General features: G+C 68.9%; 17 protein-coding genes. 10 read left to right on the top strand and 7 right to left on the bottom strand.

Annotated elements, in window-relative coordinates; genetic code table 11:
• Nucleotides 1-165 precede the first annotated feature (165 nt).
• Entirely contained in the window at nt 166-297 is a 132-nt protein-coding gene (locus AC5Y5V_RS24510; protein WP_499940542.1) for a hypothetical protein, read from the bottom strand.
• A 237-nt stretch (nt 298-534) separates the two neighbouring features.
• On the opposite strand from AC5Y5V_RS24510, the gene AC5Y5V_RS24505 reads away from it, so the two are divergent.
• The 3 genes from AC5Y5V_RS24505 to AC5Y5V_RS24495 are packed head-to-tail and all read left to right on the top strand — an operon-like array spanning nt 535 to nt 4,215.
• Nucleotides 535-2,874 carry an MMPL family transporter gene (locus tag AC5Y5V_RS24505; protein WP_499940541.1) on the top strand — a complete coding sequence of 780 codons (2,340 nt, stop codon included), beginning with the start codon at nt 535-537 and terminating at the stop codon, nt 2,872-2,874.
• Nucleotides 2,867-3,577 carry a TetR/AcrR family transcriptional regulator gene (locus AC5Y5V_RS24500; RefSeq protein WP_499940540.1) on the top strand — a complete coding sequence of 237 codons (711 nt, stop codon included), beginning with the start codon at nt 2,867-2,869 and terminating at the stop codon, nt 3,575-3,577. The genes AC5Y5V_RS24505 and AC5Y5V_RS24500 overlap by 8 nt, the downstream gene beginning before the upstream one ends.
• Nucleotides 3,574-4,215, top strand: a complete 642-nt coding sequence (locus AC5Y5V_RS24495; protein WP_499940539.1) for a class I SAM-dependent methyltransferase — start codon at nt 3,574-3,576, stop codon at nt 4,213-4,215. Before AC5Y5V_RS24500 ends, AC5Y5V_RS24495 begins: the two co-directional genes overlap by 4 nt.
• Before the next feature lie 17 nt (nt 4,216-4,232).
• Here the strand turns inward: AC5Y5V_RS24495 and AC5Y5V_RS24490 are convergent, their stop codons facing one another.
• The gene (locus tag AC5Y5V_RS24490) at nt 4,233-4,946 is read right to left on the bottom strand and encodes an SIR2 family NAD-dependent protein deacylase (RefSeq protein WP_499940537.1); all 714 of its coding nucleotides are present in this window, start codon (nt 4,944-4,946) and stop codon (nt 4,233-4,235) included.
• Nucleotides 4,947-4,983: 37 nt separating this feature from the next.
• Between AC5Y5V_RS24490 and AC5Y5V_RS24485 the strand changes: the two genes are divergently transcribed.
• Entirely contained in the window at nt 4,984-5,349 is a 366-nt protein-coding gene (locus tag AC5Y5V_RS24485) for an Rv1152 family transcriptional regulator (protein ID WP_499940535.1), read from the top strand.
• A gap of 55 nt (nt 5,350-5,404) precedes the next feature.
• Here AC5Y5V_RS24485 and AC5Y5V_RS24480 read toward each other — a convergent pair whose 3' ends face one another.
• Entirely contained in the window at nt 5,405-6,223 is an 819-nt protein-coding gene (locus AC5Y5V_RS24480) for a class I SAM-dependent methyltransferase (protein WP_499940534.1), read from the bottom strand.
• Nucleotides 6,220-6,735, bottom strand: a complete 516-nt coding sequence (locus tag AC5Y5V_RS24475) for a DUF1697 domain-containing protein (protein WP_499940533.1) — start codon at nt 6,733-6,735, stop codon at nt 6,220-6,222. Before AC5Y5V_RS24475 ends, AC5Y5V_RS24480 begins: the two co-directional genes overlap by 4 nt.
• 55 nt (nt 6,736-6,790) lie before the next feature.
• Here AC5Y5V_RS24475 and AC5Y5V_RS24470 point away from each other — a divergent pair, with 55 nt between their 5' ends.
• From AC5Y5V_RS24470 to AC5Y5V_RS24455, 4 genes are all read left to right on the top strand, one after another.
• On the top strand, nt 6,791-7,234 hold the full coding sequence (locus AC5Y5V_RS24470) for a PPOX class F420-dependent oxidoreductase (protein ID WP_499940532.1): 444 nt from the start codon (nt 6,791-6,793) through the stop codon (nt 7,232-7,234).
• 22 nt (nt 7,235-7,256) lie between these two features.
• Entirely contained in the window at nt 7,257-7,430 is a 174-nt protein-coding gene (locus AC5Y5V_RS24465) for a DUF5302 domain-containing protein (RefSeq protein WP_499940531.1), read from the top strand.
• 353 nt (nt 7,431-7,783) lie between these two features.
• Complete coding sequence (locus tag AC5Y5V_RS24460; protein ID WP_499940530.1) at nt 7,784-8,371, top strand: HhH-GPD-type base excision DNA repair protein; 588 nt, start codon at nt 7,784-7,786, stop codon at nt 8,369-8,371.
• A gap of 28 nt (nt 8,372-8,399) precedes the next feature.
• On the top strand, nt 8,400-8,546 hold the full coding sequence (locus tag AC5Y5V_RS24455; protein WP_499940528.1) for a DUF1059 domain-containing protein: 147 nt from the start codon (nt 8,400-8,402) through the stop codon (nt 8,544-8,546).
• Nucleotides 8,547-8,601: 55 nt separating this feature from the next.
• On the opposite strand, the gene AC5Y5V_RS24450 is transcribed toward AC5Y5V_RS24455, so the two are convergent.
• Both AC5Y5V_RS24450 and AC5Y5V_RS24445 read right to left on the bottom strand, forming a co-directional pair.
• The gene (locus tag AC5Y5V_RS24450) at nt 8,602-9,720 is read right to left on the bottom strand and encodes an Rv1157c family protein (protein WP_499940526.1); all 1,119 of its coding nucleotides are present in this window, start codon (nt 9,718-9,720) and stop codon (nt 8,602-8,604) included.
• A 46-nt stretch (nt 9,721-9,766) separates the two neighbouring features.
• On the bottom strand, nt 9,767-10,522 hold the full coding sequence (locus AC5Y5V_RS24445) for a hypothetical protein (protein ID WP_499940525.1): 756 nt from the start codon (nt 10,520-10,522) through the stop codon (nt 9,767-9,769).
• Between the two features lie 148 nt (nt 10,523-10,670).
• Here AC5Y5V_RS24445 and AC5Y5V_RS24440 point away from each other — a divergent pair, with 148 nt between their 5' ends.
• A complete protein-coding gene (locus AC5Y5V_RS24440; RefSeq protein WP_499940578.1) occupies nt 10,671-11,933 on the top strand; it encodes a mannosyltransferase in 1,263 nt (420 codons plus the stop codon).
• Nucleotides 11,934-12,054: 121 nt separating this feature from the next.
• Here the strand turns inward: AC5Y5V_RS24440 and AC5Y5V_RS24435 are convergent, their stop codons facing one another.
• A complete protein-coding gene (locus tag AC5Y5V_RS24435; protein ID WP_499940524.1) occupies nt 12,055-12,336 on the bottom strand; it encodes a 4a-hydroxytetrahydrobiopterin dehydratase in 282 nt (93 codons plus the stop codon).
• A 116-nt stretch (nt 12,337-12,452) separates the two neighbouring features.
• Between AC5Y5V_RS24435 and AC5Y5V_RS24430 the strand changes: the two genes are divergently transcribed.
• Complete coding sequence (locus AC5Y5V_RS24430) at nt 12,453-12,836, top strand: (deoxy)nucleoside triphosphate pyrophosphohydrolase (RefSeq protein WP_499940523.1); 384 nt, start codon at nt 12,453-12,455, stop codon at nt 12,834-12,836.
• The last annotated feature ends 63 nt before the right edge of the window (nt 12,837-12,899 follow it).

Below are 12,899 nucleotides of genomic sequence, written 5' to 3'. Positions count from 1 at the left end.
GCCGCCGCGCGACGAGCTCAACGCAGACTCGACGCCCACAGAAAAGGAAGACCCCCCGCATCGCGGGGGGCCTCACAGGGGGAACGCAACCGAACTTATCGACGGAACCATTGCTGGACTCGGGGGTTGGCTATCAATAGCCGCGCAAACATACCCATGGCGGACTCAGCTTGCTGTCGGAAGTGGGTGCCAGTCCTCGAACTGCTCTGAGGTCTCACCCTCGACGAGCATGTCGCCGTGGTAAAGAGCCTCGAAGTCAGCCTTGATGACGTCGGCACTCGTGTCGTCGATCCACATGACCATGAGCCTATGAGCCACTTTTAAGGAATCAGTGAGTCACGATTCGGAAAATGGTGGCAATTATTACCCGTCGGTAGGGTATCGGGGCTTCACGGCCCCGGATGAACCCTCCGAGACCCGGCGTCGTACCCACAGGAGAGTTGTTTGACACCTGTAAGTTAGCGCAGTTAAGTTATCGGGACTGGTCGGTGCCCAGGGGGAGCGCGACAAGCACCGCTGCGGAGGGACGCGAGCATGCTGCAATGGATCGCACGATTGGCCATCCGAGCCCCGCGGCGCATCGTCGCGGTTGCGGTCCTCGTCTTCGTCGGAGCGGCGATCTTCGGCATCCCGGTCGCCAAGTGCCTGTCTCCCGGCGGCTTCCAGGACCCGAACTCGGAATCGGCGCGGGCGATCAACGTCCTGAGCGACAAGTTCGGGCAGAGCGGCCAGCAGATGCTGATCCTGGTGACAGCGCCCGGAGGCGTCAACAGCGAGCAGGCCCGCAAGGTCGGAACCGACCTCGCCGAGAACCTGAAGCGCTCGCCGCTGGTCTACAACGTGTCCTCCGCCTGGACGGCGCCACCCGAGGCGGCGGCGGATCTGATCAGCAAGGACGGTCGGTCGGGACTGATCGTCGTCAACATCAAAGGCGGCGAGAACAACGCGCAGACCAACGCGCAGACACTGTCCGACCAATTCGTCCATGACCGCGACGGCGTCACCGTCCTGGCCGGCGGCGCGGCGATGCAGTACGCGCAGATCAACAAGCAGAACCAGGACGACCTTCTCCTGATGGAGATGATCGCGGGGCCGCTGAGCTTCCTGGTGCTGATCTGGGTGTTCGGCGGGCTGCTCGCGGCGGCGTTGCCGATGGCGCTGGGCGCGCTGGCCGTCGTCGGCTCGATGTCGGTGCTGCGATTCGTCACGTTCTCCACCGAGGTGTCGATCTTCGCGCTGAACCTGAGCACGGCGCTGGGCCTGGCGCTCGCGATCGACTACACACTGTTGATCATCAGCCGCTACCGCGACGAGTTGGCCGAGGGCAGCGACCGGCATGAGGCGCTGATCCGGACCATGGCGACCGCCGGGCGCACGGTGCTGTTCTCGGCGACCACGGTGGCGTTGTCGATGTCGGCGACGGCGCTGTTCCCGATGTATTTCCTCAAGTCGTTCGCCTACGCCGGGGTGGCCACCGTCGCCTTCGTCGCGACCGCCGCCATCGTGGTGACGCCGGCCGCGATCGTGCTGCTGGGTGGCCGGCTGGACTCGCTGGACGTGCGCCGGTTGCTGCGGCGGATCTTCAAGCGCCCCGAGCCGGTCCATAAGCCGGTCGAGGACATGTTCTGGTATCGCTGCAGCAAGTTCGTGATGCGCCGCTGGCTACCTGTCGGCCTGGCCGTCGTCGCCCTGCTGTTGCTGCTCGGCCTGCCGTTCTTCTCGGTCAAGTGGGGTTTCCCGGACGACCGGGTGCTGCCGAGTTCGACGTCGTCACATCAGCTCGGTGACCAGCTGCGCACCAACTTCGCGCACGATTTCGCGATGACGGTGCCTGTCGTCGTCCCCGACGCCCGCAACCTGGACCCCGCGGAGCTGGACCGGTATGCCGCCGACCTGTCCCGGGTGCCCGACGTCGCGGCCGTCGCGAGCCCGACGGGGACGTTCGTCGCCGGGGAGCGCAGGGGTCCGCCGTCCGGCGCCGCCGGGCTGGCCGACGGCAGCGCATTCCTGACCGTCAACAGCACGGCGCCGGAGTTTTCGGCGGCCTCCGACAACCAGCTCAAACGACTGCACGCGGTATCCGGACCCGGCGGGCGTTCCGTCCAGATGGCGGGCGTCGCGCAGGTCAACCGCGACAGCGTCGACGCGGTGACGCAGCGGCTACCGGCGGTGCTGGGAGTGATGGCCGCGACCACGTTCGTGCTGCTGTTCCTGCTCACCGGCAGCGTGGTGCTGCCGGCGAAGGCGCTGGTGTGCAACATGCTGTCGCTGACGGCCGCGTTCGGCGCGCTGGTGTGGATCTTCCAGGACGGGCATCTCGCCGCGTTGGGGACCACGCCCAGCGGGACGCTGGTGGCGAACATGCCGGTGCTGTTGTTCTGCATTGCGTTCGGGCTGTCCATGGACTACGAGGTGTTCCTGCTGTCCCGGATCCGCGAATACTGGCTGAAGTACCGCCCGGAGAAGGCGACCGCGAAAGAGGCGCATGCCGCCAACGACGAGGCCGTGGCGCACGGTGTGGCCCGCACTGGCCGGGTGATCACCGCGGCCGCGCTGGTGATGTCGATGTCGTTCGCGGCGCTGATCGCGGCGCACGTGTCGTTCATGCGGATGTTCGGCCTCGGGCTGACGCTGGCCGTGGCCGCCGACGCCACGCTGGTCCGGATGGTCCTGGTTCCGGCGTTCATGCATGTGATGGGGCGCTGGAATTGGTGGGCGCCCAAGCCGCTGGTGTGGGTGCACGAGCGGTTCGGCATCAGCGAGGCCGGAGCCGAGCCGGCAACCGGTCCCGTGTCCGACGACGCCTCGCCCGAAGGACAGACGACACAGCACAACGGGCGTCCCGTGCACGTCACTGTCACCCGCGATGGTTAGCGTCTCCGTCACGGGCGTGCGCCGCCCCCGAGCCCGCCGCGGATCGGGCGACCGGCTCGGCCACGAAATCCTGGACGCCGCCACCGACCTGCTGCTAGAGACCGGGCAGGCCAGGGCCGTGTCGATCCGGTCGGTGGCCCAGCGCGTCGGCGTCACGCCGCCGTCGATCTATCTGCACTTCGAGGACAAGAACGCCTTGCTGGACGCGGTGTGCGCCCGCTACCTGGCCAGGCTCGACGAGGAAATGGAACGCGCAGCGGAGGGGCAGCCGTCCACGTTCGACGTCCTGCGCGCCCAGGGCCTGGCCTATGTGCGGTTCGCGCTACAGACTCCGGAGCTGTACCGGCTCGCCACCATGGGCGAGTGGCGGTCCAACAGCGACGCGGACCTGGCCCTGGCCAGCTCGGCGTTCAAACATATGCGTGCCTCGGTGCAGACGCTGATGGACGAGGGCGTCTACCGGACCGACGATCCGACCACCATCGCCCTAGAGCTGTGGAGTGCCGCGCACGGCGTCGCGGCCATCGTGATCGCCAAGCCGCACCTGCCATTCGGGGACGTCGAGGCGTTCGCCGACCGGGTAATCGGCGCGGTCCTGTGCGGGCATATGGTCTCAGGACTGGTCGGGCCGCAAGCCACGTCGGGCCGGCTGTTCGACTGGGTGCTCTCGCACCGTCCTATGGAGGGGAGGCCAACGGCATGACAGCGACTGCGGCCCAGCCGGTCAACAACCCGTTCTTCGCACGGATCTGGCCGTTCGTGGCCAGCCACGAGGCGGAGGCGGTCCGGGCCCTGCGGCGGGAGAACCTGGCGGGCTTGTCGGGCCGGGTGCTGGAAGTCGGTGCGGGCATCGGCACGAACTTCGCCTTCTACCCGGAGTCCGTGCAGCAGGTGGTGGCCGTGGAGCCCGAGCCGCACCTGGCCGCGCGGGCCCGCGTCGCCGGGAAGAGCGCGCCGGTTGCCGTTACCGTGACGGGCGAGACGGTCGAGCAGTTCGCCGGCGACACCCCGTTCGACGCGGTGGTGTGCTCGCTGGTGCTGTGCTCGGTGCGCGACCCCGACAAAGTGCTGCGGCAGCTGCAGTCGTTGCTGCGGCCGGGCGGAGAGCTGCGCTACCTCGAGCACGTCGCCAGCGCCGGCGCCCGCGGCCGGTTGCAGCAGTTCGTCGACGCGACATTTTGGCCTCGGCTCCTGGGCAACTGCCACACCCATCGCGATACCGAGCGCTCGATCGTCAACGCGGGGTTCGAGGTGGACTTTTCGCGGCGGGAGTGGACGTTGCCGGTCTGGGCGCCGATGCCGGTGTCGGAGCTGGCCCTGGGCCGGGCGCGTCGGCCGTAGGTTCGCCGCGTCCGGAGCTAGCCAAGCAGCGCCGGCAACCGCTCCAGCAACCCCGGCAGCGCGCGACTCGCCGACTCGCGGATGCTGATCGTGGCGCTTCCCGTCAGCGGCGTGGGCTCCGGGTTGACCTCGATGACGGCGGTCCCGCGCGCCAGCGCCAGATCGGGCAGCCCGGCCGCCGGGTAGACGATCGCCGACGTCCCCACCACCACCATCACGTCGGCGGACTCGGTCGCCTCGACCGCGGCCCGCCATGGGCCCTGGGGTAGCTGCTCGCCGAACCACACGATGTCCGGCCGGATCAGGCCGCCGCAGCGGCACACCGGCGGCTCTACCTCGATCGTCGGCTCAGGCATGTCGGGCAGCGGCTCGGTATAGGCCAGACCGCAATGGTCGCAACGGAATTCGAAGAGGCTGCCGTGCAGGTGATGCACGGGTGAGCTGCCGGCGCGTTCGTGCAGGTCGTCGACGTTCTGGGTGATCACGGTGACGTCGGCCTGGTCCTGCCACGCGGCGATGGCGCGGTGGCCGTCGTTGGGCTCGACGGTGCCCACTAGGTAGTGGCGCCACAAATACCAGCCCCACACCCGCTCGGGGTTGTCGCGCCAGCCCTGCGTGCTGGACAGCTCGTAGGGGTCGAAGCGGGCCCACAATCCGTTCTTGTCGTCGCGGAACGTCGGGACCCCGCTTTCCGCGGAGATCCCCGCGCCGCTGAGCACCGCCACTCGCATCCCACAAAGATAGCTGCGCTAGGGCCATACTGGATGAGTGGACTTGCGGGATTTGTTACGGGTGGACGTGAAAGCGGGCAAGCCGCTGTTCGACCAGCTCAGGACCCAGGTCATCGACGGAGTACGGGAGGGCGCGTTGCCGCCCGGCACCCGGCTCCCGACGGTGCGCGACCTGGCCGGGCAGCTTGGGGTGGCGGCTAACACCGTGGCCCGCGCGTACCGCGAACTGGAGTCGGCGGCGATCGTCGAGACCCGTGGGCGCTTCGGCACGTTCATTTCCCGCTTCGACCCGACCGATGCCGCCATGGCGGCCGCGGCCAAGGAATACGTCGAGGTGGCCAGGGCGCTGGGGCTGACGAAGTCCGACGCGATGCGCTACCTCACCAACGTCCCCGACGATTAGGGCGCGCGACGCTCAAGGATGAAATTCCGCGGGGGTCTGAAGCGGTCCCCGACGATCAGCCGAACTCCAGCAGCGTCAGGCTCGGCCGCAGCGCGTCGAGAATCGGCAGCCGATACGCCGTCGACATCGCGGCGTTGAACAGCAGGCCCCGGCCCGACGGCAACCTCAGGTCACGCGCCGAGCGCACCCCGGGCACCTTGTGCGCCAGGCCCGCGGCCTGCGCCGGGGTGAGGCTGAACGGCATCGGCGGGATCTTGTAGCCGCGCGAGGTTCGCAGCCCCGTCCGGCTGAACAGGGCGAACCAGCGCGGCGGCAGATCGAACAGCAGTCGGCCGCCGGGAAATCTCTTGGCGCACTGCCCGATCAGATCCAGCGACTGCTCGGGCTGCAGATACATCAGCAACCCCTCCGCGGTCACGAATACGCCGTCGGCGGGGTCGACGGAGTCCATCCAGCTGTAGTCCAGCGCGGACTGGGCGCACACCGACACCCGCGGGTCCTCCGACAGACTAGGCAGCAACTGCTCCCGGATATCGATGATCGGCGGCAAATCAACCGTCAGCCAACGGAATTGGCCGTCGGGTATCGCAGCGTCGACGCGCCAGAAGCTCGTCTGCAGGCCCTCCGCCAACGCCACCACCGTGGCCGTCGGGTGCTCCCTCAGATACGCCAGGGTCTGGATGTCGTAGGCCCGCGCGCGCAGCGCGAAGTCCTGGCGCGTCGCGCCGAACTTCGCGAAGTCGAAGTGGATCGAGTCGGCCAGCGTCACCGCCATCGGATCGTCGATGATCGGGTTCGGCCGGCGCGCCTCGGCGGCCCGAGCGTTGAGCGTCAGCAGGGCCGTCTCGGAAACCCCGCTCAGGCTGACCTTCACTTCAGCACCTTATCCAGGGTGCGCAGGTTGCGGGTGGTGGTCGACGACTTGTAGCGCGTCTTGCCCATCGTCTTGCCGATGGTGCTGTCCAGGGTGCTGCCCTTCGGCACCTGCCAGTAGATGACGCCCTCGCCGGGACTGACCTTCTCGTCGGAGCCGGCGCCCAGCGCGGCGAGCTCGTCGTGCACCTTGGGGTCGGTGACGAACGTGACGTACGACTGGTACCCGTCGACCTCGCGATCGAACGGATACCCGTCGGAGATCGCCTGCACGGTGTCGACGGTGTAGGCCAGCACCCACGCGTCGTAGCCGAACGTTTCCCGCAACGCGGCTTCGGCCTTCTTGCGCACGGCGGCGACACCGGATTTCGATGTCAGCAGGACGTTACCGGTGGCCAAGATCGTCCGGACGTCGGTGAATCCGGCGTCGGTGAACGCCGCCGCCACCTCGGCCATCTTCAGGTTGACGCCGCCGACGTTGACTCCGCGCAGGAACGCTGCGTATTTGGCCATGACCCGATTTCAGCAGCCCGCCCGACAGCGACGCAACGCGACGTAGGCTCTTGGCATGGGGCGCCAAGTCTTCGACGACAAGTTGCTGGCCGTGATCAGTGGTAACGCGATGGGGGTGCTGGCCACCCTCAAGAAGGATGGCCGTCCCCAGCTGTCGAACGTGTCCTACCACTTCGACCCGCGCAGGGTGGTGATCCAGGTGTCGATCACCGAACCGCGCGCCAAGACCCGCAACCTGCGCCGCGACCCGCGAGCCTCGCTGCTCGTCGACGCCGACGACGGCTGGTCCTATGCCGTCGCCGAGGGCACGGCGGAGCTGACGCCGCCGGCCGCCGCGCCCGGCGACGACACCGTCGAGGCGCTGATTGCCTTGTACCGCAACATCGCCGGCGAGCATCCGGATTGGGACGAATACCGCGAGGCCATGGTCACCGACCGGCGTGTGCTGCTGACACTGCCGATCTCGCACGTATACGGGCTGCCGCCGGGCGTGCGGTAGGCCGCAACGCTAGGCTTCCCGTATGGCTGAAACGGACCCCCCAGAGGACGAGACCAAGCGCAAGTTTCGTGAGGCCCTCGACCGCAAGTCGGCGAAGTCCGCGGGCGGATCGGATCACAAGGACGGCGGCGGCAAGCAGTCGCGGTCGCATGGCGCGGCTAGCAATCGTCGGGAGTTCCGCCGCAAGAGCGGCTAGCCGCGAAACCTGTTGCGCCAATCCCTGATCGACTAGGCCGAGACGCCGCTCTTTCCGTTGCGCCGAAGAGCAGCCCACCGACACCTCCGACGCCCGGGGTTCCGTTGTGTGCCGAGTTCCCGCCGTCGCCACCGTTGCCGATCAGTCCGCCGTTGCCCCCGTTGCCTCCGCTGTCGGGGATGGCGATCGAAACGCACGCAGTGAGATCCAGATCACACAAATTTGGCTTGTGTCGAGCTTTAGCCACGTCGGTAGGTGACGGCAAGGCCAGCTGGCGTGCCTGTCGCATCGCTAACGTTCTTGGCCCATCTGCGTGGTTCGTCGCGTCGGGCGCGCAGTTCTAGACTGACCGGGTGCCGAAACTGCAGCTTGTCCAAGACCCGGCCGCCGACGCGCTGCTGGACGACAATCCCTTCGCCCTCGTGGTCGGCATGCTGCTCGACCAGCAGGTGCCGATGGAGACGGCCTTCGCGGGACCGAAGAAGATCGCGGACCGCATGGGTAGCTTCGACCCCGCCGAAATCGCCGACTACGACCCGGACAAATTCGCCGCGCTGTGTTCGGAAAGGCCTGCCATACACCGGTTTCCGGGATCCATGGCCAAGCGGATCCAGGCCCTCGCGCAGATCATCGTCGACCGCTACGACGGCGACGCGGCCGCGTTGTGGCGCGACGGCGACCCCGACGGCAAGGAGTTGCTGCAGCGGCTCAAGGCGTTGCCCGGCTTCGGCGAAGTGAAGGCGCAGATCTTCCTGGCGTTGCTGGGCAAGCAATACGGCGTGACGCCGAAGGGCTGGCGGGCAGCCGCCGGTGAGTTCGGCAAGGCGAACACCCACATATCCGTCGCCGACATCGTCGACGCCCAGTCACTGGGCAAGGTGCGGTCGTACAAGAAGCAGATGAAGGCGGCGGCAAAGGCGGCCAAAGCGGCCAAGGAGTAGGTACGCAACTCATAGGGAAGGCGGCAACGTGAAGACACACCTGACGTGTCCGTGCGGAGAGGCCCTCGTCGGCAAGGACGAGGACGAGCTGGTCGAGAAGACCCAGGCGCACCTCGCCAGCGTTCATCCGGGCCTGGAGTACGACCGCGACGCGATCCTTTTCATGGCCTATTAAGACGATGCCGCGAGCGCCCGAGATACTCGGACGCCCGCGGCGGGGGTACGGGTCGTTACGGGACTACCGTCGACCCGATCGTCGGCATGAACTGGCACTGCCTTTCCTTGGTGGTGACCTGCCCGAAGATCGTCGACATGATGCTGCCGGAACCGGTGTCGGCGATCGCCGTCAACGTCGTCGGCCCGTCCCGGTTGATGTCGGGGTGCGGCTTGAGGGCGACGGTTCCGGACTTGCCGGTGGTCAGGTTCACCCATGTCACGTTCAGCGGCAGCTTCTGCACCTCGGCGGGGCCGGGTGTGCCGATCGCAGTGAACACATAGGCGGTCTGCCCGGGCCCGGGGCCGGGCGTCGGGATCTTGGCCGGACCCGCAACCGACAGCGCGGTCGCAATCGCATTGCTGCCGTCCGCAAGGCAATTGGTGCCGATGGACGGATACATGAAGTCCTGCATCGGCGGCGCGTCCGGGCCGAGGTTCGGGGCCGCGGCCGGGGCCGCCGGCGGAGGAGCCGCGGGGGCGGGTGCCGGTGAGGCTGCAGGTGCCGGCGCGGGTGCGACGGCCGGCGCGGGTCCCGGTGCCGCGGGTGCGGCGGCCGCGTGCGGCTCGGGCGCGGGTACCGCGGCGGGCACGACGGCCGGGGCGGCAGGCGCCGGGGCTGCCGCGGGTGCGACGGGCGCCGGGGCGGCCGCGGGCGCGGGTGCTGGGGCTGCCGCAGGTGCGGGGGCGGCGGCGGGCGCGGGCCCGGCCGCGTGGTTGGGGTCGACGCCCGTCGGCAGGTGCGACAGCGTGCCCGGCTCGATACCCGCCGGCGGCAGGTGTGGCGCGTCCGGCTGGGCGAGTCCCACCGGCCCGGCCGGCACCACCGGGGCCGTCGGCTGCTGCACGAACTGGTTCACCGATGCGGCCACGTTCTTGGACTCGCTCGGCGCGCCCGGGTTGTGGGTGAACGCCTGCGCGGCGGCCATGAGCAGCTCTGTGGCCTGCCCGGGGTTGGCGGCCGCCTGCTGAATGATCGGGCTCAGCTGCGACAGCGCGGGCAGGCCCGGCAGTTGCTGAGCGGGGTTCGGCGGCGGCGTCGGGTCAGCCGCCGCGCCCGGGCAGAGCCCGAGCGCGGCAGCCGACGCGGTGACGACAACGGCCAAACCTTTGGACAGGTTCCAGGTGCTTGCCATGGTGTCCTCCGGTTCTCGTTGGTGGGTTAGCCGTTTATCGAATCGCTCAGGGCAGGGCCGCGAGCAGCGACGGCGGCGTCAGCGCCAACGGCGGGGCTACCGGTGCTGCCGGTGCGCCCGGTGCGGGGTGCGCACCCGGAACGGCGCCCGAGGCGAGCGCCGGCAGGTCCCCCGGCAGCGAGATCTGCGGCGGCACGCTCACCGGCAGGCCCGGCAGCGCGGGCATGTCGACCTTCGCCTGCGGGATCCCTGGGGTCGTCGCCGGAACGGCGGCCGACGCGGGAGCGACGGGACTGCCGAGGCCGGGGATGGCGGACAATCCCGGAATCGCCGAGAGCCCCGGGATCGCCGCCGCCGGTGCGGCGGGCGCCCCCGGAACCGCCGGAGCCGCCGGCGCCGCTGCCGCTGGCGCGTTGACCCCCGGAATGGTCGGAACGGTGCCCGGCGCAGCGGCGGGGGCGGGTGACGAGATGCCCGGAATCGGCGCGGTCACCCCGGGCAGACTTGGCGTCGCTGCCGGGGCGGGCGCGGCCGCCGCGGCCGGCGTGAGGCCGGGCAGGGTGGCGCTGATGCCAGGAGCCGACGGCGGCTGGACGGGCGGAGTGGCACCGAGCGCCGTCGCGAGGTTCTGCAGGATCTGCGGAGCGTTGGCGGCCGAGCTGATCAGCTGCTGCGGAATGTTCGGCATAGGCGGCGCCGGGGCGGGCTGGGGGTCGGCGTGTGCGATACCGCCGGTCAGCAGAGCGGCGGACGAACCGACTACGACGGCTGCGGCGCGCACGATGGTCCAGATGGTTGGCATGACTCTCCCTGGTTGTCGATGACTGGTCCCGGCGCCGAAGTTACTTTGATACGGATGTGACTCAAGTGACACATGTGGCATTTATTCGATCGTTATCCAGACGTGTGGCGGCGGTGACCAAGCGGCGACCAAGCGGCGACCGTCGGGCCTGGTGACTAAAGTCGGACCCGTAGACACCACCACGGCCGCCCCGGCGGCAAGCATCTCCCGGCGGCTGGCAACTTGGTTGACCGCTGCCGCGCCCCTGCTGTTGATCGCGAGCATCGCGGCGCGGCTGGGCTGGACGTACCTGACCCCGCACGGCGCCAACTTCGTCGACCTGCACGTTTACCTCGGCGGCGCCGCCGCGCTCGACCACCCCGGCACGCTGTACAGCTACGTGTACGCGGATCAGACGCCGGACTTCCCGCTACCTTTCACGTATCCGCCGTTCGCGGCGATCGTGTTCTACCCGCTGCAGCTGCTGCCGTTCGGTCTGGTCGGCTTCCTGTGGCAGGTCGCCACGATCGCCGCGCTGTACGGCGCGATTCGCGTCAGCCAGCGCCTACTCGGTGTGCCCGGCGGCGAGGGTCAGCGCGTCGCGATGCTGTGGACGGCGGTCACCATCTGGATCGAGCCGCTGCGCAACAACTTCGACTATGGGCAGATCAACGTGTTCCTGGTGCTGGCCGTGCTGTGGGCGGTCTACAGCAACCGGTGGTGGCTGTCGGGGCTGCTGGTCGGCGTGGCGTCGGGGATCAAGCTGACGCCGGCCGTCGCCGGGGTCTACCTGCTCGGCGCCCGGCGCTACGGCGCGGCCGCGTTTTCGGCGGTGGTGTTCCTCGCGACCGTCGGCGTGTCGCTGTTGGTCGTCGGCGACCAGGCCCGCTACTACTTCACCGACCTGCTGGGCGATGCGCATCGGGTCGGGCCCATCGGCACGTCGATCAACCAATCCTGGCGCGGCGCCATCTCCCGGATCCTGGGCCACGACGCCGGCTTCGGGCCGCTGGTCTTGGCCGCGGTCGCCGTCACCGCGGTGGTGGCCGTCCTGGCGTGGCGGGCCCTAGACGGGTCCGACCGCCTTGGAAGGCTGCTGGTGGTCGAGTTGTTCGGGTTGCTGCTCTCGCCGATTTCGTGGACGCATCACTGGGTGTGGCTGGTGCCGCTGATGATCTGGCTCGTCCACGGACCGCTGCGCGAGCGGACCGATGCGCGAATTCTGGGCTTCGGCTGGTTGGTGCTCACACTCATCGGCGTGCCGTGGTTGCTGCTGTATGCGCAGCCGACGATCTGGGTGATCAGCCGGCCCTGGTACCTCGCATGGGCGGGGCTGATCTACGTTGCCGCGGCGCTGGGGACCCTGATCTGGATGGCCGTCGCGTCGAACGTGCAATCAGGGCGAACGAGCCAAAAGGCGGGCGTGACGTAAGTCGACATTCGGCGGCCCGGGCCGGGCCCGGCTGTTGCGAGGGCTGGGCTGCTACCGTCGAGTGTTGGGTTGTGCCACGGGTTTCTGCCGCGGCGCGGGCGTGACGTAAGCCGACACGCCCCTAGTCGACGATCCCGTCGATATCCCGCGCCATCTCGACGTCGTTCTTGGTGATGCCGCCCTCGGAATGCGTCACGAGGGCGAAAGTCACGGTCCGCCAACGGATATCGATGTCGGGGTGATGGTCCTTGCGCTCCGCGTGCTCGGCCACCCGGCGCACGGCGTCGATGCCGTCGAGAAACGCCGGAAACTTGATCGACCGGCGCAGGGCTCCGTCGGCGCGCTCCCAGCCGTTGAGGTCGGGCAGGGCGGCGTCTACTTCCTGATCCGATAACACAGCCATACGCCCGAACATACTCCGGGCGGGCGGCCGCGAGGACATCGCAAGCGAACCGCGTCACGACGCGCTCTAGCGCGTCGTTGCCGGGGGACCGGTGTCGCGGTATAGCGTGACTGGCCATGCTGCACCAGATCGTCGTTGCCGGAGCGGTCATTTCCGGCCCGACGGTCCTGGTGGCCCAGCGTGTTCGACCACCGGAGCTGGCGGGCCGCTGGGAACTTCCCGGCGGCAAGGTCGCGCCCGGCGAAACCGAACCGGAGGCGCTGGCCCGTGAGCTGTCCGAGGAGCTGGGGGTCGAGGTGTCGGTCGGCGACCGGCTCGGTGAGGACATCCCGCTGAACGACACGACAACGCTGCGCGCGTACCGCGTGCGGCTGATCCGCGGCGAGCCCCACGCGCACGATCACCGGGCGCTGCGTTGGGTGACCGCAGCCGAACTGCATGACGTCGACTGGGTGCCCGCCGACCGGGCATGGCTGGGGGACCTGGCCCGGGCGCTCTAAGCACAACCACAGCTGGTGGGCAGCCGGCACACAGCGGAATCGCAGGTATTGAGTGTTAAATAC

The organism is Mycobacterium sp. NGS68 (assembly GCF_059812195.1).
The sequence above is the reverse complement of the archived record's forward strand: the minus strand, read 5'-3'. Positions and strand labels throughout refer to the sequence as shown.